Genomic DNA, 18,020 nt, shown 5'->3' with positions numbered 1-18,020 from the left:
TTCTCCGTTAAGTAAGGCCAAACTGATTTATCTTAATGTCAAACTAAACTCGTAGAGTTTTGGACAATCCTGAATTAACAACGGAGTATTCCCATGCCACGTCGTCGCGTCATTGGTCAGCGTAAAATTCTTCCAGATCCGAAGTTCGGATCAGAACTGCTGGCAAAATTTGTAAATATCCTGATGGTAGATGGTAAAAAATCTACTGCAGAAGCAATCGTATACAGCGCGCTGGAGACCCTGGCTCAGCGTTCTGGTAAAAATGAACTGGAAGCTTTCGAAGTCGCTCTCGACAACGTTCGCCCAACTGTAGAAGTTAAGTCCCGCCGCGTTGGTGGTTCTACTTATCAGGTTCCAGTTGAAGTTCGTCCGGTTCGTCGTAATGCCCTGGCAATGCGTTGGATCGTTGAAGCTGCTCGTAAACGCGGTGATAAATCCATGGCTCTGCGTCTGGCGAACGAACTTTCTGATGCTGCAGAAAACAAAGGTACTGCAGTTAAGAAACGTGAAGACGTTCACCGTATGGCAGAAGCCAACAAGGCGTTCGCACACTACCGTTGGTAATCCCTTCGGAGTATTAGTCACCAGGCGGGCGCTTCAGAGAAGCCGCTCGCTCTGGGTAACTTAACTGAACGCCTAAAGATATAAACGAGGAATCAAATGGCTCGTACAACACCCATCGCACGCTACCGTAACATCGGTATCAGTGCGCACATCGACGCCGGTAAAACCACTACTACCGAACGTATTCTGTTCTACACCGGTGTAAACCATAAAATCGGTGAAGTTCATGACGGCGCAGCCACCATGGACTGGATGGAACAGGAGCAGGAGCGTGGTATTACTATCACCTCCGCAGCGACTACTGCATTCTGGTCAGGTATGGCTAAGCAGTACGAACCGCATCGCGTAAACATCATCGACACCCCAGGGCACGTTGACTTCACCATCGAAGTAGAACGTTCCATGCGTGTTCTTGACGGCGCGGTAATGGTTTATTGCGCAGTTGGTGGTGTTCAGCCACAGTCTGAAACCGTATGGCGTCAGGCGAACAAATATAAAGTTCCACGCATCGCGTTCGTTAACAAAATGGACCGTATGGGTGCTAACTTCCTGAAAGTTGTTGGTCAGATCAAAACCCGTCTGGGCGCGAACCCTGTTCCGCTGCAGCTGGCAATTGGTGCTGAAGAAGGCTTCACCGGCGTTATCGACCTGGTGAAAATGAAAGCCATCAACTGGAACGACGCAGACCAGGGCGTTACCTTCGAATACGAAGATATCCCGGCTGAGATGCAGGACCTGGCTGACGAATGGCACCAGAACCTGATCGAATCCGCTGCTGAAGCTTCTGAAGAGCTGATGGAGAAATACCTGGGTGGTGAAGAACTGTCTGAAGAAGAGATCAAAAAAGCTCTGCGTCAGCGCGTTCTGAACAACGAAATCATCCTGGTAACCTGTGGTTCTGCGTTCAAGAACAAAGGTGTTCAGGCGATGCTGGATGCGGTAGTTGACTACCTGCCATCCCCGGTTGACGTTCCTGCGATCAACGGCATCCTGGACGACGGTAAAGACACTCCGGCTGAGCGTCACGCAAGTGATGACGAGCCGTTCTCTGCACTGGCGTTCAAAATTGCTACCGACCCATTCGTGGGTAACCTGACCTTCTTCCGCGTTTACTCTGGTGTGGTTAACTCCGGTGACACCATCCTGAACTCCGTGAAAGCGGCGCGTGAACGTTTTGGCCGTATCGTACAGATGCACGCTAACAAACGTGAAGAGATCAAAGAAGTTCGTGCGGGCGATATCGCTGCAGCAATCGGTCTGAAAGACGTGACCACTGGTGACACCCTGTGTGACCCGGATCACCCGATCATTCTGGAGCGTATGGAATTCCCTGAGCCGGTAATCTCCATCGCGGTTGAACCAAAAACCAAAGCTGACCAGGAAAAAATGGGTCTGGCTCTGGGCCGTCTGGCGAAAGAAGACCCATCATTCCGCGTATGGACTGATGAAGAATCTAACCAGACCATCATCGCTGGTATGGGTGAACTGCACCTGGACATCATCGTTGACCGTATGAAGCGTGAATTCAACGTTGAAGCGAACGTGGGTAAACCTCAGGTTGCTTACCGCGAAGCGATTCGCGCGAAAGTTACCGATGTTGAAGGTAAACACGCTAAGCAGTCTGGTGGTCGCGGTCAGTACGGTCACGTTGTGATCGACATGTACCCACTGGAGCCGGGCTCTAACCCGAAAGGTTACGAGTTCATCAACGACATCAAAGGTGGTGTAATTCCTGGCGAATACATCCCAGCCGTTGATAAAGGCATCCAGGAACAGCTGAAAGCGGGCCCTCTGGCTGGCTATCCGGTTGTTGACATGGGTATCCGTCTGCACTTCGGTTCTTACCACGACGTTGACTCCTCTGAACTGGCGTTTAAACTGGCTGCGTCTATTGCCTTTAAAGAAGGCTTTAAGAAAGCAAAACCAGTTCTGCTTGAGCCAATCATGAAGGTTGAAGTAGAAACTCCTGAAGAGAACACCGGTGACGTTATCGGTGACTTGAGCCGTCGTCGCGGTATGCTGCGTGGTCAGGAATCCGAAGTAACTGGCGTTAAGATCCACGCTGAAGTTCCGCTGTCTGAAATGTTCGGATATGCAACTCAGCTGCGTTCTCTGACCAAAGGTCGTGCATCATACACCATGGAATTCCTGAAGTATGATGATGCGCCTAACAACGTTGCTCAGGCCGTTATTGAAGCCCGTGGTAAGTAATCCACAGGATTAAAACCTAAGTCCCGTGCTCTCTCCAGAGGGGAGAGCACTATAGTAAGGAATATAGCCGTGTCTAAAGAAAAATTTGAACGTACAAAACCGCACGTCAACGTTGGTACTATCGGCCACGTTGACCATGGTAAAACTACCCTGACCGCTGCAATCACTACCGTTCTGGCTAAAACCTACGGTGGTTCTGCTCGTGCATTCGACCAGATCGATAACGCGCCAGAAGAAAAAGCTCGTGGTATCACCATCAACACCTCTCACGTTGAGTACGACACCCCGACTCGCCACTACGCACACGTAGACTGCCCAGGCCACGCCGACTATGTTAAAAACATGATCACCGGTGCTGCGCAGATGGACGGCGCGATCCTGGTTGTTGCTGCGACTGACGGCCCAATGCCGCAGACTCGTGAGCACATCCTGCTGGGTCGTCAGGTAGGCGTTCCTTTCATCATCGTGTTCCTGAACAAATGCGACATGGTTGATGACGAAGAGCTGCTGGAACTGGTAGAGATGGAAGTTCGTGAACTGCTGTCTCAGTACGATTTCCCGGGCGACGACACTCCTATCGTTCGTGGTTCCGCGCTGAAAGCGCTGGAAGGCGAAGCAGAGTGGGAAGCGAAAATCATCGAACTGGCTGGCTACCTGGATTCTTACATCCCAGAACCAGAGCGTGCGATTGACAAGCCATTCCTGCTGCCAATCGAAGACGTATTCTCCATCTCCGGTCGTGGTACCGTTGTTACCGGTCGTGTAGAGCGCGGTATCATCAAAGTGGGTGAAGAAGTTGAAATCGTTGGTATCAAAGAGACTGCGAAGTCTACCTGTACTGGCGTTGAAATGTTCCGCAAACTGCTGGACGAAGGCCGTGCTGGTGAGAACGTTGGTGTTCTGCTGCGTGGTATCAAACGTGAAGAAATCGAACGTGGTCAGGTTCTGGCGAAGCCAGGCTCAATCAAGCCACACACCAAGTTCGAATCTGAAGTGTACATCCTGTCCAAAGACGAAGGCGGCCGTCATACTCCGTTCTTCAAAGGCTACCGTCCACAGTTCTACTTCCGTACAACTGACGTCACCGGTACCATCGAACTGCCAGAAGGCGTTGAGATGGTAATGCCAGGCGACAACATCAAGATGGTTGTGACTCTGATCCACCCAATCGCGATGGACGACGGTCTGCGTTTCGCAATCCGTGAAGGCGGCCGTACCGTTGGCGCGGGCGTTGTTGCTAAAGTTCTGGGCTAATTAATTATCCCTGAATGAAAAAAGGACGCTTCGGCGTCCTTTTTTGTTTTCTGGCGTTTTGAACCTGTCACAAATTTTCGCATTTTTTGCCTGCTTCCGTCTCGCATCCCGGCGTTTGTGCTATTGTAATCATAACCATTCTCACTTACACTTTGCGCATATTTTGAACGGGAGTTTTTATGTACGTTTGTTTATGTAATGGTGTGAGTGACAAAAAAATACGTCAGGCCGTTCACCAGTTTCAGCCACAGTCTTTCCAGCAACTTCGCAAGTTTGTTCCGGTGGGAAATCAATGCGGTAAATGCGTTCGCGCAGCGCGTGAGATTATGCAGGACGAATTGATGCAGATCCCGGAATTCAAAGAGATCGCGTAAGCCTCTATCTTTTTTTTGACATCCCCGTAGCCCGATCTACGCTTCAATGAGTGGAAGCGGAGGGACTATATAATGAAAGGTGATGTTAAAATCATAAGTTATCTCAATAAATTATTGGGAAATGAGCTTGTCGCAATCAATCAGTATTTTCTCCATGCAAGAATGTTTAAAAACTGGGGACTGACTCGCCTCAACGATGTTGAATACCATGAGTCCATTGATGAAATGAAACACGCCGATAAATACATTGAGCGTATTTTATTCCTCGAAGGCATTCCTAACCTACAGGATCTCGGAAAACTGGGCATCGGAGAAGATGTCGAAGAGATGCTGCGTTCTGATCTCCGGCTGGAGCTGGAGGGTGCAAAAGATCTGCGTGAAGCCATTGCCTATGCGGACAGCGTACATGACTACGTCAGCCGCGATATGATGATCCAGATCCTGGCCGATGAAGAAGGGCACATCGACTGGCTTGAGACCGAACTAGATCTCATTAGCAAAATTGGCCTACAGAACTACCTTCAGTCTCAGATCAAATTGGAAAGTTAATCAGGCTTTCCCAGCCAACGCATAAACCCGCTGCCGCCAGAAATGGCCCAAAAGGCAGTGGGTTTTTTAATGCCTGCTTATCAGGGGTAAACAACGAGAAAGCAACCAGATACAGCAGAGCCATTAACGCGGCCACTAATGCCAGTATTGGTAGTACACACCAGCCATGCCATGCCCCCTGCGCCGCCAGATATTTTATGTCGCCATATCCCATCCCTTCACGTCGGCAGATGAGACGGTATCCCCAATAGATAATGGCGAATCCGGCGTATCCTGCCATCGCACCCACTACCGCGCTCGGCAAAAAATCAGGATGGAGACAAAGCTGGTAGAGCAGGCCCGTCCATAGCAGTGGGCAAAGAAATTTATCGGGAAGAAGCCCCGTGCGGATATCGGTGCGAACAAGCAAGGCCGATAACGCAAAATAGATCAACAGAAAGGGGAGGGACAGTAGCATAGCGAGAGCCTCAAAATGGTTTGAGCGCATACTCGTAATAATCTGCATGCTCGGCAATGTGTAAAAACAGCAATTGCGTAGCGGCTTCAGACAAAGAGTTGAGAAGGGATACTTTGCATAAAAAATTGCGCGGCCTTACGTATAGTACGTCTTTGGCGCTTAATTTCTAAACGGCACTTGCGTCTTTCTCTGATTTACGTATAATGCGCGGGCTTGTCGTAATTGACGGCGGGTTCAATCTGAACCAGAGTAGCTCACTTTGTTACTCAACAATGCTCCCAATTGGGGAGCTACGTAAGAACGGTTACACTCTCCCATCAATCGTAATGGGTTTGAGGAGTAATCATTTTCGTTTATAAAATAATTGGAGCTCTGGTCTCATGCAGAACCAAAGAATCCGTATCCGCCTTAAAGCGTTTGATCATCGTCTGATCGATCAATCAACCGCGGAAATCGTCGAGACTGCTAAGCGCACTGGTGCGCAAGTCCGTGGTCCGATCCCGCTGCCGACCCGCAAAGAGCGCTTCACCGTTCTGATTTCTCCGCACGTTAACAAAGACGCGCGCGATCAGTACGAAATCCGCACTCACAAGCGTCTGGTTGACATCGTTGAGCCAACTGAGAAAACCGTTGATGCTCTGATGCGTCTGGATCTGGCTGCCGGTGTAGACGTGCAGATCAGCCTGGGTTAATCAGGTCATCGAGCGATTGAGAGGTTGAAACAATGATTGGTTTAGTCGGTAAAAAAGTGGGTATGACCCGCATCTTCACTGAAGATGGCGTTTCTATCCCAGTAACCGTAATCGAAGTTGAAGCAAACCGCGTTACTCAGGTTAAAGATCTGGCTAACGATGGCTACCGCGCTATTCAGGTTACCACTGGTGCTAAAAAAGCTAACCGTGTAACCAAACCAGAAGCGGGTCACTTCGCTAAAGCTGGCGTAGAAGCTGGCCGTGGTCTGTGGGAATTCCGTCTTGCTGAAGGCGAAGAGTTCACCGTAGGTCAGGACATTAGCGTTGAGCTGTTTGCTGACGTTAAAAAAGTTGACGTAACCGGTACCTCTAAAGGTAAAGGTTTTGCTGGTACCGTTAAGCGCTGGAACTTCCGTACCCAGGACGCTACCCACGGTAACTCCTTGTCTCACCGCGTTCCGGGTTCTATCGGTCAGAACCAGACTCCGGGCAAAGTGTTCAAAGGCAAGAAAATGGCAGGTCAGCTGGGTAACGAACGTGTAACCGTTCAGAGCCTGGACGTAGTACGTGTTGACGCTGAGCGCAACCTGCTGCTGGTTAAAGGTGCGGTCCCGGGTGCAACCGGTAGCGACCTGATCGTTAAACCAGCTGTGAAGGCGTAAGGGGATAGCAATGGAATTAGTATTGAAAGACGCGCAGAGCGCGCTGACTGTTTCCGAAACTACCTTCGGTCGTGATTTCAACGAAGCGCTGGTTCACCAGGTTGTTGTTGCTTATGCAGCTGGTGCTCGTCAGGGTACTCGTGCTCAGAAGACTCGTGCTGAAGTAACTGGTTCTGGCAAAAAGCCATGGCGCCAGAAAGGTACCGGCCGTGCGCGTTCAGGTTCTATCAAGAGCCCGATCTGGCGTTCAGGTGGCGTGACCTTCGCTGCGCGTCCACAGGACCACAGTCAAAAAGTTAACAAAAAGATGTACCGCGGCGCGCTGAAAAGCATCCTGTCCGAACTGGTACGTCAGGATCGTCTGATCGTTGTCGAGAAGTTCTCTGTTGAAGCGCCTAAAACTAAGCTGCTGGCACAGAAACTGAAAGACATGGCTCTGGAAGATGTGCTGATCATCACCGGTGAGCTGGACGAGAACCTGTTCCTGGCCGCACGTAACCTGCACAAGGTTGACGTACGCGATGCGACTGGTATCGACCCGGTTAGCCTGATCGCCTTCGACAAAGTCGTAATGACTGCTGATGCTGTTAAGCAAGTTGAGGAGATGCTGGCATGATTCGTGAAGAACGTCTGCTGAAGGTGCTTCGCGCACCGCACGTTTCTGAAAAAGCGTCTACTGCGATGGAAAAAACAAACACCATCGTTCTCAAAGTTGCTAAAGACGCGACCAAAGCAGAGATCAAAGCTGCTGTGCAGAAACTGTTTGAAGTCGAAGTCGAAGTCGTTAACACCCTGGTAGTTAAAGGGAAAGTTAAACGTCACGGACAGCGTATCGGTCGTCGTAGCGACTGGAAAAAAGCTTACGTCACCCTTAAAGAAGGCCAGAACCTGGACTTCGTTGGCGGCGCTGAGTAAGTCGGAGGAGTAATACAATGGCAGTTGTTAAATGTAAACCGACATCTCCGGGTCGTCGCCACGTAGTTAAAGTGGTTAACCCTGAGCTGCACAAGGGCAAACCTTTTGCTCCGTTGCTGGAAAAAAACAGCAAATCCGGTGGTCGTAACAACAATGGCCGTATCACCACTCGTCACATCGGTGGTGGCCACAAGCAGGCTTATCGTATTGTTGACTTCAAACGCAACAAAGACGGTATCCCAGCAGTTGTTGAGCGTCTTGAGTACGATCCGAACCGTTCCGCGAACATCGCGCTGGTTCTGTACAAAGATGGCGAACGCCGTTACATCCTGGCCCCTAAAGGCCTGAAAGCTGGCGACCAGATTCAGTCTGGCGTTGATGCTGCAATCAAAGCAGGCAACACCCTGCCGATGCGCAATATCCCGGTTGGTTCTACCGTTCATAACGTAGAAATGAAACCAGGTAAAGGCGGTCAGCTGGCACGTTCCGCTGGTACTTACGTTCAGATCGTTGCGCGTGACGGTGCTTATGTCACCCTGCGTCTGCGTTCTGGTGAAATGCGTAAAGTCGAAGCAGACTGCCGCGCTACTCTGGGCGAAGTTGGCAATGCTGAGCATATGCTGCGCGTTCTGGGTAAAGCTGGTGCTGCACGCTGGCGTGGTGTTCGTCCTACCGTTCGCGGTACTGCGATGAACCCAGTCGACCACCCACATGGTGGTGGTGAAGGTCGTAACTTTGGTAAGCACCCGGTAACTCCGTGGGGCGTTCAGACCAAAGGTAAGAAGACCCGCAGCAACAAGCGTACTGATAAATTTATCGTACGTCGCCGTAGCAAATAATTTTAGAGGATAAGCCATGCCACGTTCTCTCAAGAAAGGTCCTTTTATTGACCTGCACTTGCTGAAGAAGGTAGAGAAAGCGGTGGAAAGCGGAGACAAGAAGCCCCTGCGCACTTGGTCCCGTCGTTCAACGATCTTTCCTAACATGATCGGTTTGACCATCGCTGTCCATAATGGTCGTCAGCACGTTCCAGTCTTTGTTACCGACGAAATGGTTGGTCACAAACTGGGTGAATTCGCACCGACTCGTACTTATCGCGGCCACGCTGCTGATAAAAAAGCGAAGAAGAAATAAGGTAGGAGGAAGAGATGGAAACTTTAGCTCAACATCGCCATGCTCGTTCTTCTGCACAGAAGGTTCGCCTTGTTGCTGACCTGATTCGCGGTAAGAAAGTGTCGCAGGCCCTGGACATCCTGACCTATACCAACAAGAAAGCTGCGGTATTGGTCAAGAAAGTACTGGAATCTGCCATTGCTAACGCTGAACACAACGATGGCGCTGACATCGACGATCTGAAAGTCGCGAAAATTTTCGTAGATGAAGGCCCAAGCATGAAGCGCATTATGCCGCGTGCGAAAGGTCGTGCAGATCGCATCCTGAAGCGCACCAGCCACATTACTGTGGTTGTGTCCGATCGCTGAGACTCTGGAGACTAGCAATGGGTCAGAAAGTACATCCTAATGGTATTCGCCTGGGTATTGTAAAACCATGGAACTCTACCTGGTTTGCGAACACCAAAGAATTCGCTGACAACCTGGACAGCGATTTTAAAGTACGTCAGTACCTGACTAAGGAACTGGCTAAAGCGTCTGTATCTCGTATCGTTATCGAGCGTCCAGCGAAGAGCATCCGTGTGACTATTCACACTGCTCGTCCTGGCATCGTTATCGGTAAGAAAGGCGAAGACGTAGAAAAACTGCGCAAGGTCGTAGCGGATATCGCTGGCGTTCCTGCACAGATCAATATCGCTGAAGTTCGTAAGCCTGAACTGGACGCTAAATTGGTTGCTGACAGCATCACTTCACAGCTGGAACGTCGTGTTATGTTCCGTCGTGCTATGAAGCGTGCTGTACAGAACGCAATGCGTCTGGGCGCTAAAGGTATCAAAGTTGAAGTTAGCGGCCGTCTGGGCGGCGCGGAAATCGCACGTACCGAATGGTACCGTGAAGGTCGCGTACCGCTGCACACTCTGCGTGCTGACATCGACTACAACACCTCTGAAGCGCACACCACTTACGGTGTAATCGGCGTTAAGGTATGGATCTTCAAAGGTGAGATCCTGGGTGGTATGGCTGCTGTTGAACAACCGGAAAAACCGGCTGCTCAACCTAAAAAGCAGCAGCGTAAAGGCCGTAAATAAGGAGCGTCGCTGATGTTACAACCAAAGCGTACAAAATTCCGTAAAGTGCACAAAGGCCGCAACCGTGGTCTGGCGCAGGGTACGGATGTTAGCTTCGGCACTTTCGGTCTGAAAGCTGTTGGCCGTGGTCGTCTGACTGCACGTCAGATCGAAGCAGCACGTCGTGCAATGACCCGTGCAGTTAAGCGTCAAGGTAAGATCTGGATCCGTGTATTCCCGGACAAACCGATCACCGAGAAGCCACTGGAAGTTCGTATGGGTAAAGGTAAAGGTAACGTGGAGTACTGGGTTGCCTTGATCCAACCGGGCAAAGTCCTTTATGAAATGGACGGTGTTCCGGAAGAGCTGGCCCGTGAAGCCTTCGGCCTGGCAGCAGCGAAACTGCCTATCAAAACCACCTTTGTAACTAAGACGGTGATGTAATGAAAGCAAAAGAGCTGCGTGAAAAAAGCGTTGAAGAGCTGAACGCTGAGCTGCTGAACCTGCTGCGTGAGCAGTTCAACCTGCGTATGCAGGCTGCAAGTGGCCAGCTGCAACAGACTCACCTGCTGAAGCAAGTGCGTCGCAATGTTGCACGCGTTAAGACTTTACTGACTCAGAAGGCGGGTGCGTAATGACCGATAAAATCCGTACTCTGCAAGGTCGTGTTGTTAGCGACAAAATGGAGAAATCCATTGTTGTAGCTATCGAACGTATTGTGAAACACCCGATCTACGGTAAATTCATCAAGCGTACGACCAAACTGCACGTACATGACGAGAACAACGAATGTGGTATCGGCGACAAGGTTGAAATCCGTGAATGCCGTCCACTGTCCAAGACTAAGTCCTGGACGCTGGTTCGCGTTGTAGAGAAAGCGGTTCTGTAATACAGTACGCCTTCTCAATACGAATAAACGGCTCAGCGATGAGCCGTTTATTTTTTCTACCCATATTGCAGAAGCGGTGTTATAATGCCGCGCCCTCGATATGGGGCTTTTTAACGGCTCTGATTTTAGAGTCTCAGGTAGTAGTTGACATTAGCGGAGCACTAAAATGATCCAAGAACAGACTATGCTGAACGTCGCCGACAACTCCGGTGCACGTCGCGTAATGTGTATCAAGGTTCTGGGTGGCTCGCACCGTCGCTACGCAGGCGTAGGCGACATCATCAAGATCACCATCAAGGAAGCAATTCCACGTGGTAAGGTCAAAAAAGGTGATGTGCTGAAGGCGGTAGTGGTGCGCACCAAGAAGGGTGTTCGTCGCCCTGACGGTTCTGTCATTCGCTTCGATGGTAATGCATGCGTTATTTTAAACAATAACAGCGAGCAGCCTATCGGCACGCGTATCTTTGGGCCGGTAACTCGTGAACTTCGTACTGAGAAGTTCATGAAAATTATCTCTCTGGCACCAGAAGTACTCTAAGGAGCGAATCATGGCAGCGAAAATCCGTCGTGATGACGAAGTTATCGTGTTAACCGGTAAAGATAAAGGTAAACGCGGTAAAGTAAAAAATGTTCTGTCTTCCGGCAAACTCGTCGTTGAAGGTATCAACCTGGTTAAGAAACATCAGAAGCCGGTTCCGGCCCTGAACCAACCAGGCGGCATCGTTGAAAAAGAAGCTGCTATTCAGGTTTCTAACGTTGCAATCTTCAATGCGGCTACCGGCAAGGCTGACCGTGTAGGCTTTAGATTCGAAGACGGCAAAAAAGTCCGTTTCTTCAAGTCTAACAGCGAAACTATCAAGTAATTTGGAGTAGTACGATGGCGAAACTGCATGATTACTACAAAGACGAAGTAGTTAAGAAACTCATGACCGAGTTTAACTACAATTCTGTCATGCAAGTCCCTCGGGTCGAGAAGATCACCCTGAACATGGGTGTTGGTGAAGCGATCGCTGACAAGAAACTGCTGGATAACGCAGCAGCTGATCTGACAGCAATCTCCGGTCAAAAACCGCTGATCACCAAAGCACGCAAATCTGTTGCAGGCTTCAAAATCCGTCAGGGCTATCCGATCGGCTGTAAAGTAACTCTGCGTGGCGAACGCATGTGGGAGTTCTTTGAGCGCCTGATCACTATTGCTGTTCCACGTATCCGTGACTTCCGTGGCTTGTCCGCTAAGTCTTTCGACGGTCGTGGTAACTACAGCATGGGTGTCCGTGAGCAGATCATCTTCCCAGAAATCGACTACGATAAAGTCGACCGCGTGCGTGGTTTGGATATTACCATTACCACTACTGCGAAATCTGACGAAGAAGGCCGTGCTCTGCTGGCTGCCTTTGACTTCCCGTTCCGCAAGTAAGGTAGGGTTACTGAATGGCTAAGCAATCAATGAAAGCACGCGAAGTAAAGCGCGTAGCTTTAGCTGATAAATTCTTCGCTAAACGCGCTGAACTGAAAGCGATCATTTCTGATGTGAACGCTTCCGACGAAGATCGTTGGAATGCGGTTCTCAAGCTGCAGTCTCTGCCGCGTGATTCCAGCCCGTCTCGTCAGCGTAACCGCTGTCGTCAAACAGGTCGTCCACATGGTTATGTGGGCAAGTTTGGGTTGAGCCGTATCAAACTGCGTGAAGCCGCTATGCGCGGTGAAGTGCCAGGCTTGAAAAAGGCTAGCTGGTAATTACCAATTGAATCACGGGAGTAAAGACAGATGAGCATGCAAGATCCGATCGCGGATATGCTGACCCGTATCCGTAACGGTCAGGCCGCGAACAAAGTTGCGGTCACCATGCCTTCCGCCAAGCTGAAAGTGGCAATTGCCAACGTGCTGAAGGAAGAAGGTTTTATCGAAGATTTTAAAGTTGAAGGCGACACCAAGCCGGAACTGGAACTTACTCTCAAGTATTTCCAGGGTAAAGCTGTTGTAGAAAGCATTCAGCGTGTCAGCCGTCCAGGCCTGCGCATCTATAAGAAAAAAGATGAGCTGCCAAAAGTTATGGCTGGCCTTGGTATCGCAGTTGTTTCTACCTCTAAAGGTGTTATGACTGATCGTGCAGCGCGCCAGGCTGGTCTTGGTGGCGAAATTATCTGCTACGTAGCCTAATCGGAGGAAAGAATGTCTCGTGTTGCTAAAGCACCGGTCGTTATTCCTGCCGGCGTTGATGTAAAAATCGACGGTCAGGTTATTACGATCAAAGGTAAAAACGGCGAGCTGACTCGTACCCTCAACAAAGCTGTTGAAGTTAAACATGCAGATAACGCTCTGACCTTCGGTCCACGTGATGGTTTCGTGGATGGATGGGCTCAGGCTGGTACCGCGCGTGCCCTGCTGAACTCAATGGTTGTTGGTGTTACCGAAGGCTTCACTAAAAAGCTTCAGCTGGTTGGTGTAGGTTATCGTGCAGCTATCAAAGGGAATGCAGTAGGCCTGTCTCTGGGCTTCTCACACCCTGTTGAGCATCCGCTGCCGGCCGGTATCACTGCAGAATGTCCGACTCAAACTGAAATCGTGCTGAAAGGCGCTGATAAACAGCTGATCGGTCAGGTTGCAGCAGATCTGCGCGCCTACCGTCGTCCTGAGCCTTACAAAGGCAAGGGTGTTCGTTACGCCGACGAAGTCGTGCGTACCAAAGAGGCTAAGAAGAAGTAAGGTAACACTATGGATAAGAAATCTGCTCGTATCCGTCGTGCGACCCGCGCACGCCGCAAGCTCAAAGAGCTGGGTGCAACTCGCCTGGTGGTACATCGTACCCCGCGTCATATTTACGCACAGGTAATTGCACCGAACGGTTCTGAAGTTCTGGTAGCTGCTTCTACTGTAGAAAAAGCTATCTCAGAACAATTGAAGTACACCGGTAACAAAGACGCCGCTGCAGCTGTAGGTAAAGCTGTTGCAGAACGCGCTCTGGAAAAAGGCATCAGCAATGTTTCCTTTGACCGTTCCGGGTTCCAATATCATGGTCGTGTCCAGGCACTGGCAGATGCTGCCCGTGAAGCTGGCCTTCAGTTCTAAGGTAGAGGTGTAAGATGGCTCACATCGAAAAACAGGCTGGCGAACTGCAGGAAAAGCTGATCGCGGTAAACCGCGTATCTAAAACCGTTAAAGGTGGTCGTATTTTCTCCTTCACAGCTCTGACTGTAGTAGGCGATGGTAACGGTCGCGTTGGTTTTGGTTACGGTAAAGCGCGTGAAGTTCCAGCAGCGATCCAGAAAGCGATGGAAAAAGCCCGTCGCAATATGATTAACGTCGCGCTGAACAACGGCACCCTGCAGCACCCAGTTAAAGGTGTTCACACGGGTTCTCGTGTATTCATGCAGCCAGCTTCAGAAGGTACCGGTATCATCGCCGGTGGTGCAATGCGCGCCGTTCTGGAAGTTGCTGGGGTTCATAACGTACTGGCTAAAGCATATGGTTCCACCAACCCGATCAACGTGGTTCGTGCAACTATTGATGGCCTGGAAAATATGAATTCTCCAGAAATGGTCGCTGCCAAGCGTGGTAAATCCGTTGAAGAAATTCTGGGGTAATTGACCATGGCAAAGACTATTAAAATCACTCAAACCCGCAGTGCAATCGGTCGTCTGCCGAAACACAAGGCAACGCTGCTTGGCCTGGGTCTGCGTCGTATTGGTCATACCGTTGAGCGCGAGGATACTCCTGCTGTTCGTGGTATGGTCAACGCGGTTTACTTCATGGTTAAAGTTGAGGAGTAAGAGATGCGTTTAAATACTCTGTCTCCGGCCGAAGGCTCTAAAAAGGCGGGTAAACGCCTGGGTCGTGGTATCGGTTCTGGCCTCGGCAAAACCGGTGGTCGTGGTCACAAAGGTCAGAACTCTCGTTCTGGCGGTGGCGTACGTCGCGGTTTCGAGGGTGGCCAGATGCCACTGTACCGTCGTCTGCCGAAGTTCGGCTTCACCTCTCGCAAAGCAGCGATCACAGCGGAAATCCGTCTGTCTGACCTGGCGAAAGTTGAAGGCGGCGTTGTAGACCTGAACACGCTGAAAGCGGCTAACATTATCGGTATTCAGATCGAGTTCGCGAAAGTGATCCTGTCTGGTGAAGTTTCTACTCCGGTAACTGTTCGTGGCCTGCGTGTTACTAAAGGTGCTCGTGCTGCTATCGAAGCTGCTGGCGGTAAAATTGAGGAATAAGTAGCAGATGGCTAAGCAACCGGGATTAGATTTTCAAAGTGCCAAAGGTGGATTTGGCGAGCTGAAACGCAGACTGCTGTTTGTTATCGGCGCGCTGATTGTGTTCCGTATTGGCTCTTTTATTCCGATCCCTGGTATCGATGCCGCTGTACTTGCCAAACTGCTTGAGCAACAGCGAGGCACCATCATTGAAATGTTCAACATGTTCTCTGGTGGTGCTCTCAGCCGTGCTTCTATCTTTGCGCTGGGTATTATGCCGTATATTTCGGCCTCTATTATTATCCAGCTGCTGACGGTCGTTCATCCGGCCCTGGCAGAGTTGAAGAAAGAAGGGGAGTCTGGACGTCGTAAGATTAGTCAGTACACCCGTTACGGTACTCTGGTGCTGGCAATATTCCAGTCGATCGGTATTGCTACCGGTCTTCCGAATATGCCTGGTATGCAGGGCCTGGTATTAAACCCAGGCTTTGCATTCTATTTCACCGCTGTTGTTAGTCTGGTCACAGGGACAATGTTCCTGATGTGGCTCGGCGAACAGATTACTGAGCGTGGTATCGGTAACGGTATCTCAATCATTATCTTCGCCGGTATCGTTGCGGGCCTCCCGCCAGCCATCGCCCATACTATCGAGCAAGCGCGTCAAGGCGACCTGCACTTCCTCCTGTTGCTGTTGGTTGCAGTATTAGTATTTGCAGTGACGTTCTTTGTTGTCTTCGTTGAACGTGGTCAACGCCGCATTGTGGTGAACTACGCTAAGCGTCAGCAAGGTCGTCGTGTCTATGCTGCACAGAGCACACATTTACCGCTGAAAGTGAACATGGCGGGGGTTATCCCGGCTATCTTCGCTTCCAGTATTATTCTGTTCCCGGCGACCATCGCGTCATGGTTCGGGGGCGGTACTGGTTGGAACTGGCTGACAACAATTTCGCTGTATTTGCAGCCTGGGCAACCACTTTATGTGTTACTCTATGCGTCTGCGATCATCTTCTTCTGTTTCTTCTACACGGCGTTGGTCTTCAACCCGCGTGAAACAGCAGATAACCTGAAGAAGTCCGGTGCATTTGTACCAGGAATTCGTCCGGGAGAGCAAACGGCGAAGTATATCGATAAAGTAATGACCCGCCTGACTTTAGTTGGTGCGCTTTATATTACTTTTATCTGCCTGATCCCGGAGTTCATGCGTGATGCAATGAAAGTACCGTTCTACTTCGGTGGGACCTCACTGCTTATCGTTGTTGTCGTGATTATGGACTTTATGGCTCAAGTGCAAACTCTGATGATGTCCAGTCAGTATGAGTCTGCATTGAAGAAGGCGAACCTGAAAGGCTACGGCCGCTAATTGGTCGCCTGAGAAGTTACGGAGAGTAAAAATGAAAGTTCGTGCTTCCGTCAAGAAATTATGCCGTAACTGCAAAATCGTTAAGCGTGATGGTGTCATCCGTGTGATTTGCAGTGCCGAGCCGAAGCATAAACAGCGCCAAGGCTGATTATTTCGCATATTTTTCTTGCAAAGTTGGGTTGAGCTGGCTAGATTAGCCAGCCAATCTTTTGTATGTCTGTACGTTTCCATTTGAGTATCCTGAAAACGGGCTTTTCAGCATGGTGCGTACATATTAAATAGTAGGAGTGCATAGTGGCCCGTATAGCAGGCATTAACATTCCTGATCAGAAACATGCTGTGATCGCATTAACTTCGATCTACGGCATCGGCAAGACCCGTTCTAAAGCCATCCTGGCTGCAGCGGGTATCGCTGAAGATGTTAAGATCAGTGAGCTGTCTGAAGGACAAATCGACACGCTGCGTGACGAAGTTGCCAAATTTGTCGTTGAAGGTGATCTGCGCCGTGAAATCAGCATGAGCATCAAGCGCCTGATGGATCTTGGTTGCTATCGCGGTTTGCGTCATCGTCGTGGTCTGCCAGTGCGCGGTCAGCGTACTAAGACCAACGCACGTACCCGTAAGGGTCCGCGCAAACCGATCAAGAAATAATCGGGGTGATTGAATAATGGCAAAGGCACCAGTTCGTGCACGTAAACGTGTAAGAAAACAAGTCTCTGACGGCGTGGCTCATATCCATGCTTCTTTCAACAACACCATCGTTACTATTACTGATCGTCAGGGTAACGCATTGGGTTGGGCAACAGCCGGTGGTTCCGGTTTCCGTGGTTCTCGCAAATCCACTCCGTTCGCAGCTCAGGTTGCAGCAGAGCGTTGCGCTGAAGCCGTAAAAGAATACGGCATCAAGAATCTGGAAGTTATGGTTAAAGGTCCGGGTCCGGGTCGTGAATCTACTGTTCGCGCTCTGAACGCCGCTGGTTTCCGCATCACGAATATTACTGATGTGACTCCGATCCCTCATAACGGTTGTCGTCCGCCGAAAAAACGTCGCGTATAACGCTCGTTTTTTAGGTTAGTTGGAGATAGAAAATGGCAAGATATTTGGGTCCTAAGCTCAAGCTGAGCCGTCGTGAGGGCACCGACTTATTCCTTAAGTCTGGCGTTCGCGCGATCGATACCAAGTGTAAAATTGAACAAGCTCCTGGCCAGCACGGTGCGCGTAAACCGCGTCTGTCTGACTATGGTGTGCAGTTGCGTGAAAAGCAAAAAGTTCGCCGTATGTACGGTGTGCTGGAGCGTCAGTTCCGTAACTACTATAAAGAAGCAGCACGTCTGAAAGGCAACACAGGTGAAAACCTGCTGGCTCTGCTGGAAGGTCGTCTGGACAACGTTGTATACCGTATGGGCTTCGGCGCTACTCGTGCTGAATCACGTCAGCTGGTTAGCCACAAAGCAATCATGGTAAACGGTCGTGTTGTTAACATCGCTTCTTATCAGGTTAAAGCGAATGACGTTGTTAGCATTCGTGAGAAAGCGAAAAAGCAATCTCGCGTGAAGGCCGCTCTGGAGCTGGCTGAGCAGCGTGAAAAGCCAACCTGGCTGGAAGTTGATGCTGGCAAGATGGAAGGTACGTTCAAGCGTCAGCCTGAGCGTTCTGATCTGTCTGCGGACATTAACGAACACCTGATCGTCGAGCTTTACTCCAAGTAAAGCTTAGTACCAAAGAG

The 18,020-nt window shown here is 50.2% G+C and carries 32 protein-coding genes; 31 read left to right on the top strand and 1 reads right to left on the bottom strand.

All coding sequences use genetic code 11. The features are described 5' to 3' along the window. The first annotated feature begins 93 nt into the window (after positions 1-93). From rpsG to bfr, 5 genes are all read left to right on the top strand, one after another. Entirely contained in the window at positions 94-564 is a 471-nt protein-coding gene (gene rpsG, locus ACWKXT_RS18680) for a 30S ribosomal protein S7 (protein WP_003861706.1), read from the top strand. A 96-nt stretch (positions 565-660) separates the two neighbouring features. Next, positions 661-2,775, top strand: a complete 2,115-nt coding sequence (fusA, locus tag ACWKXT_RS18675) for an elongation factor G (RefSeq protein ID WP_028014637.1) — start codon at positions 661-663, stop codon at positions 2,773-2,775. 69 nt (positions 2,776-2,844) lie between these two features. Continuing rightward, positions 2,845-4,029 carry an elongation factor Tu gene (tuf, locus tag ACWKXT_RS18670; RefSeq protein ID WP_217480381.1) on the top strand — a complete coding sequence of 395 codons (1,185 nt, stop codon included), beginning with the start codon at positions 2,845-2,847 and terminating at the stop codon, positions 4,027-4,029. A 179-nt stretch (positions 4,030-4,208) separates the two neighbouring features. Next, positions 4,209-4,403, top strand: coding sequence for a bacterioferritin-associated ferredoxin (gene bfd, locus ACWKXT_RS18665; protein ID WP_432459510.1), 195 nt, complete (start codon positions 4,209-4,211; stop codon positions 4,401-4,403). 72 nt (positions 4,404-4,475) lie between these two features. After that, positions 4,476-4,952: a bacterioferritin gene (gene bfr, locus ACWKXT_RS18660; protein WP_454529480.1), complete on the top strand. Its 477-nt coding sequence runs from the start codon at positions 4,476-4,478 to the stop codon at positions 4,950-4,952. Here the strand turns inward: bfr and ACWKXT_RS18655 are convergent. Next, a complete protein-coding gene (locus ACWKXT_RS18655; protein ID WP_454529481.1) occupies positions 4,936-5,409 on the bottom strand; it encodes a prepilin peptidase in 474 nt (157 codons plus the stop codon). The genes bfr and ACWKXT_RS18655 overlap by 17 nt on opposite strands. A 380-nt stretch (positions 5,410-5,789) precedes the next feature. On the opposite strand from ACWKXT_RS18655, the gene rpsJ reads away from it, so the two are divergent. The 26 genes from rpsJ to rpsD all read left to right on the top strand — a co-directional run bounded on the left by rpsJ (position 5,790) and on the right by rpsD (position 18,003). After that, positions 5,790-6,101, top strand: coding sequence for a 30S ribosomal protein S10 (gene rpsJ, locus ACWKXT_RS18650; protein ID WP_001181005.1), 312 nt, complete (start codon positions 5,790-5,792; stop codon positions 6,099-6,101). A gap of 32 nt (positions 6,102-6,133) precedes the next feature. Continuing rightward, a complete protein-coding gene (rplC, locus tag ACWKXT_RS18645; protein WP_003863274.1) occupies positions 6,134-6,763 on the top strand; it encodes a 50S ribosomal protein L3 in 630 nt (209 codons plus the stop codon). 10 nt (positions 6,764-6,773) lie between these two features. Beyond that, positions 6,774-7,379, top strand: a complete 606-nt coding sequence (gene rplD / locus ACWKXT_RS18640; RefSeq protein WP_000424395.1) for a 50S ribosomal protein L4 — start codon at positions 6,774-6,776, stop codon at positions 7,377-7,379. Further along, on the top strand, positions 7,376-7,678 hold the full coding sequence (gene rplW / locus ACWKXT_RS18635) for a 50S ribosomal protein L23 (protein ID WP_000617546.1): 303 nt from the start codon (positions 7,376-7,378) through the stop codon (positions 7,676-7,678). The genes rplD and rplW overlap by 4 nt, the downstream gene beginning before the upstream one ends. A 17-nt stretch (positions 7,679-7,695) precedes the next feature. Continuing rightward, positions 7,696-8,517, top strand: a complete 822-nt coding sequence (rplB, locus tag ACWKXT_RS18630) for a 50S ribosomal protein L2 (RefSeq protein WP_000301859.1) — start codon at positions 7,696-7,698, stop codon at positions 8,515-8,517. A gap of 16 nt (positions 8,518-8,533) precedes the next feature. After that, positions 8,534-8,812, top strand: coding sequence for a 30S ribosomal protein S19 (gene rpsS / locus ACWKXT_RS18625; protein WP_001138117.1), 279 nt, complete (start codon positions 8,534-8,536; stop codon positions 8,810-8,812). 14 nt (positions 8,813-8,826) lie between these two features. Further along, a complete protein-coding gene (gene rplV / locus ACWKXT_RS18620) occupies positions 8,827-9,159 on the top strand; it encodes a 50S ribosomal protein L22 (protein WP_002919773.1) in 333 nt (110 codons plus the stop codon). A 17-nt stretch (positions 9,160-9,176) separates the two neighbouring features. Next, positions 9,177-9,878, top strand: a complete 702-nt coding sequence (gene rpsC, locus ACWKXT_RS18615) for a 30S ribosomal protein S3 (protein WP_000529945.1) — start codon at positions 9,177-9,179, stop codon at positions 9,876-9,878. 12 nt (positions 9,879-9,890) lie between these two features. Next, entirely contained in the window at positions 9,891-10,301 is a 411-nt protein-coding gene (gene rplP, locus ACWKXT_RS18610; protein WP_002919759.1) for a 50S ribosomal protein L16, read from the top strand. Further along, complete coding sequence (gene rpmC / locus ACWKXT_RS18605) at positions 10,301-10,492, top strand: 50S ribosomal protein L29 (RefSeq protein WP_003863282.1); 192 nt, start codon at positions 10,301-10,303, stop codon at positions 10,490-10,492. Before rplP ends, rpmC begins: the two co-directional genes overlap by 1 nt. Continuing rightward, positions 10,492-10,746: a 30S ribosomal protein S17 gene (gene rpsQ / locus ACWKXT_RS18600; protein ID WP_008503489.1), complete on the top strand. Its 255-nt coding sequence runs from the start codon at positions 10,492-10,494 to the stop codon at positions 10,744-10,746. The genes rpmC and rpsQ overlap by 1 nt, the downstream gene beginning before the upstream one ends. A 166-nt stretch (positions 10,747-10,912) precedes the next feature. Then, on the top strand, positions 10,913-11,284 hold the full coding sequence (rplN, locus tag ACWKXT_RS18595; protein WP_002919748.1) for a 50S ribosomal protein L14: 372 nt from the start codon (positions 10,913-10,915) through the stop codon (positions 11,282-11,284). A gap of 10 nt (positions 11,285-11,294) precedes the next feature. Next, positions 11,295-11,609, top strand: coding sequence for a 50S ribosomal protein L24 (gene rplX, locus ACWKXT_RS18590; protein WP_003863287.1), 315 nt, complete (start codon positions 11,295-11,297; stop codon positions 11,607-11,609). 14 nt (positions 11,610-11,623) lie between these two features. Beyond that, on the top strand, positions 11,624-12,163 hold the full coding sequence (gene rplE / locus ACWKXT_RS18585) for a 50S ribosomal protein L5 (RefSeq protein ID WP_001096202.1): 540 nt from the start codon (positions 11,624-11,626) through the stop codon (positions 12,161-12,163). Positions 12,164-12,177: 14 nt separating this feature from the next. Continuing rightward, positions 12,178-12,483, top strand: a complete 306-nt coding sequence (gene rpsN / locus ACWKXT_RS18580; protein WP_003863291.1) for a 30S ribosomal protein S14 — start codon at positions 12,178-12,180, stop codon at positions 12,481-12,483. A 30-nt stretch (positions 12,484-12,513) separates the two neighbouring features. Continuing rightward, positions 12,514-12,906 carry a 30S ribosomal protein S8 gene (gene rpsH / locus ACWKXT_RS18575; RefSeq protein WP_006178918.1) on the top strand — a complete coding sequence of 131 codons (393 nt, stop codon included), beginning with the start codon at positions 12,514-12,516 and terminating at the stop codon, positions 12,904-12,906. Positions 12,907-12,918: 12 nt separating this feature from the next. Next, complete coding sequence (rplF, locus tag ACWKXT_RS18570; RefSeq protein WP_003863296.1) at positions 12,919-13,452, top strand: 50S ribosomal protein L6; 534 nt, start codon at positions 12,919-12,921, stop codon at positions 13,450-13,452. A 9-nt stretch (positions 13,453-13,461) separates the two neighbouring features. Beyond that, entirely contained in the window at positions 13,462-13,815 is a 354-nt protein-coding gene (gene rplR, locus ACWKXT_RS18565) for a 50S ribosomal protein L18 (RefSeq protein ID WP_003863297.1), read from the top strand. A 14-nt stretch (positions 13,816-13,829) separates the two neighbouring features. Further along, on the top strand, positions 13,830-14,330 hold the full coding sequence (gene rpsE, locus ACWKXT_RS18560) for a 30S ribosomal protein S5 (protein ID WP_003863299.1): 501 nt from the start codon (positions 13,830-13,832) through the stop codon (positions 14,328-14,330). A 6-nt stretch (positions 14,331-14,336) separates the two neighbouring features. Further along, entirely contained in the window at positions 14,337-14,516 is a 180-nt protein-coding gene (gene rpmD / locus ACWKXT_RS18555) for a 50S ribosomal protein L30 (RefSeq protein ID WP_003863301.1), read from the top strand. Between the two features lie 3 nt (positions 14,517-14,519). Next, a complete protein-coding gene (gene rplO / locus ACWKXT_RS18550; protein ID WP_014885468.1) occupies positions 14,520-14,954 on the top strand; it encodes a 50S ribosomal protein L15 in 435 nt (144 codons plus the stop codon). A 7-nt stretch (positions 14,955-14,961) separates the two neighbouring features. Continuing rightward, entirely contained in the window at positions 14,962-16,293 is a 1,332-nt protein-coding gene (gene secY, locus ACWKXT_RS18545) for a preprotein translocase subunit SecY (protein WP_003863305.1), read from the top strand. Between the two features lie 31 nt (positions 16,294-16,324). Next, entirely contained in the window at positions 16,325-16,441 is a 117-nt protein-coding gene (gene rpmJ / locus ACWKXT_RS18540) for a 50S ribosomal protein L36 (protein ID WP_000868187.1), read from the top strand. 146 nt (positions 16,442-16,587) lie between these two features. After that, positions 16,588-16,944, top strand: coding sequence for a 30S ribosomal protein S13 (gene rpsM, locus ACWKXT_RS18535; protein ID WP_013099021.1), 357 nt, complete (start codon positions 16,588-16,590; stop codon positions 16,942-16,944). 16 nt (positions 16,945-16,960) lie between these two features. Next, the gene (gene rpsK, locus ACWKXT_RS18530) at positions 16,961-17,350 is read left to right on the top strand and encodes a 30S ribosomal protein S11 (RefSeq protein WP_003863312.1); all 390 of its coding nucleotides are present in this window, start codon (positions 16,961-16,963) and stop codon (positions 17,348-17,350) included. A 32-nt stretch (positions 17,351-17,382) separates the two neighbouring features. Further along, positions 17,383-18,003, top strand: a complete 621-nt coding sequence (rpsD, locus tag ACWKXT_RS18525) for a 30S ribosomal protein S4 (protein ID WP_004868345.1) — start codon at positions 17,383-17,385, stop codon at positions 18,001-18,003. Positions 18,004-18,020: the final 17 nt, after the last annotated feature.

The sequence above is a fragment of the Enterobacter sp. UPMP701 genome (genome assembly GCF_053709515.1).
The sequence above is the reverse complement of the archived record's forward strand: the minus strand, read 5'-3'. Positions and strand labels throughout refer to the sequence as shown.

What these genes read in the sequence shown, in the direction of transcription:
- rpsG (WP_003861706.1), top strand. Translation starts at nt 94, where the DNA reads ATGCCACGTCGTCGCGTCATTGGTCAGCGTAAAATTCTTCCAGATCCG.
- fusA (WP_028014637.1), top strand. Translation starts at nt 661, where the DNA reads ATGGCTCGTACAACACCCATCGCACGCTACCGTAACATCGGTATCAGT.
- bfd (WP_432459510.1), top strand. Translation starts at nt 4,209, where the DNA reads ATGTACGTTTGTTTATGTAATGGTGTGAGTGACAAAAAAATACGTCAG.
- bfr (WP_454529480.1), top strand. Translation starts at nt 4,476, where the DNA reads ATGAAAGGTGATGTTAAAATCATAAGTTATCTCAATAAATTATTGGGA.
- ACWKXT_RS18655 (WP_454529481.1), bottom strand. Translation starts at nt 5,409, where the DNA reads ATGCTACTGTCCCTCCCCTTTCTGTTGATCTATTTTGCGTTATCGGCC.
- rpsJ (WP_001181005.1), top strand. Translation starts at nt 5,790, where the DNA reads ATGCAGAACCAAAGAATCCGTATCCGCCTTAAAGCGTTTGATCATCGT.
- rplC (WP_003863274.1), top strand. Translation starts at nt 6,134, where the DNA reads ATGATTGGTTTAGTCGGTAAAAAAGTGGGTATGACCCGCATCTTCACT.
- rplD (WP_000424395.1), top strand. Translation starts at nt 6,774, where the DNA reads ATGGAATTAGTATTGAAAGACGCGCAGAGCGCGCTGACTGTTTCCGAA.
- rplW (WP_000617546.1), top strand. Translation starts at nt 7,376, where the DNA reads ATGATTCGTGAAGAACGTCTGCTGAAGGTGCTTCGCGCACCGCACGTT.
- rplB (WP_000301859.1), top strand. Translation starts at nt 7,696, where the DNA reads ATGGCAGTTGTTAAATGTAAACCGACATCTCCGGGTCGTCGCCACGTA.
- rpsS (WP_001138117.1), top strand. Translation starts at nt 8,534, where the DNA reads ATGCCACGTTCTCTCAAGAAAGGTCCTTTTATTGACCTGCACTTGCTG.
- rplV (WP_002919773.1), top strand. Translation starts at nt 8,827, where the DNA reads ATGGAAACTTTAGCTCAACATCGCCATGCTCGTTCTTCTGCACAGAAG.
- rpsC (WP_000529945.1), top strand. Translation starts at nt 9,177, where the DNA reads ATGGGTCAGAAAGTACATCCTAATGGTATTCGCCTGGGTATTGTAAAA.
- rplP (WP_002919759.1), top strand. Translation starts at nt 9,891, where the DNA reads ATGTTACAACCAAAGCGTACAAAATTCCGTAAAGTGCACAAAGGCCGC.
- rpmC (WP_003863282.1), top strand. Translation starts at nt 10,301, where the DNA reads ATGAAAGCAAAAGAGCTGCGTGAAAAAAGCGTTGAAGAGCTGAACGCT.
- rpsQ (WP_008503489.1), top strand. Translation starts at nt 10,492, where the DNA reads ATGACCGATAAAATCCGTACTCTGCAAGGTCGTGTTGTTAGCGACAAA.
- rplN (WP_002919748.1), top strand. Translation starts at nt 10,913, where the DNA reads ATGATCCAAGAACAGACTATGCTGAACGTCGCCGACAACTCCGGTGCA.
- rplX (WP_003863287.1), top strand. Translation starts at nt 11,295, where the DNA reads ATGGCAGCGAAAATCCGTCGTGATGACGAAGTTATCGTGTTAACCGGT.
- rplE (WP_001096202.1), top strand. Translation starts at nt 11,624, where the DNA reads ATGGCGAAACTGCATGATTACTACAAAGACGAAGTAGTTAAGAAACTC.
- rpsN (WP_003863291.1), top strand. Translation starts at nt 12,178, where the DNA reads ATGGCTAAGCAATCAATGAAAGCACGCGAAGTAAAGCGCGTAGCTTTA.
- rpsH (WP_006178918.1), top strand. Translation starts at nt 12,514, where the DNA reads ATGAGCATGCAAGATCCGATCGCGGATATGCTGACCCGTATCCGTAAC.
- rplF (WP_003863296.1), top strand. Translation starts at nt 12,919, where the DNA reads ATGTCTCGTGTTGCTAAAGCACCGGTCGTTATTCCTGCCGGCGTTGAT.
- rplR (WP_003863297.1), top strand. Translation starts at nt 13,462, where the DNA reads ATGGATAAGAAATCTGCTCGTATCCGTCGTGCGACCCGCGCACGCCGC.
- rpsE (WP_003863299.1), top strand. Translation starts at nt 13,830, where the DNA reads ATGGCTCACATCGAAAAACAGGCTGGCGAACTGCAGGAAAAGCTGATC.
- rpmD (WP_003863301.1), top strand. Translation starts at nt 14,337, where the DNA reads ATGGCAAAGACTATTAAAATCACTCAAACCCGCAGTGCAATCGGTCGT.
- rplO (WP_014885468.1), top strand. Translation starts at nt 14,520, where the DNA reads ATGCGTTTAAATACTCTGTCTCCGGCCGAAGGCTCTAAAAAGGCGGGT.
- secY (WP_003863305.1), top strand. Translation starts at nt 14,962, where the DNA reads ATGGCTAAGCAACCGGGATTAGATTTTCAAAGTGCCAAAGGTGGATTT.
- rpmJ (WP_000868187.1), top strand. Translation starts at nt 16,325, where the DNA reads ATGAAAGTTCGTGCTTCCGTCAAGAAATTATGCCGTAACTGCAAAATC.
- rpsK (WP_003863312.1), top strand. Translation starts at nt 16,961, where the DNA reads ATGGCAAAGGCACCAGTTCGTGCACGTAAACGTGTAAGAAAACAAGTC.
- rpsD (WP_004868345.1), top strand. Translation starts at nt 17,383, where the DNA reads ATGGCAAGATATTTGGGTCCTAAGCTCAAGCTGAGCCGTCGTGAGGGC.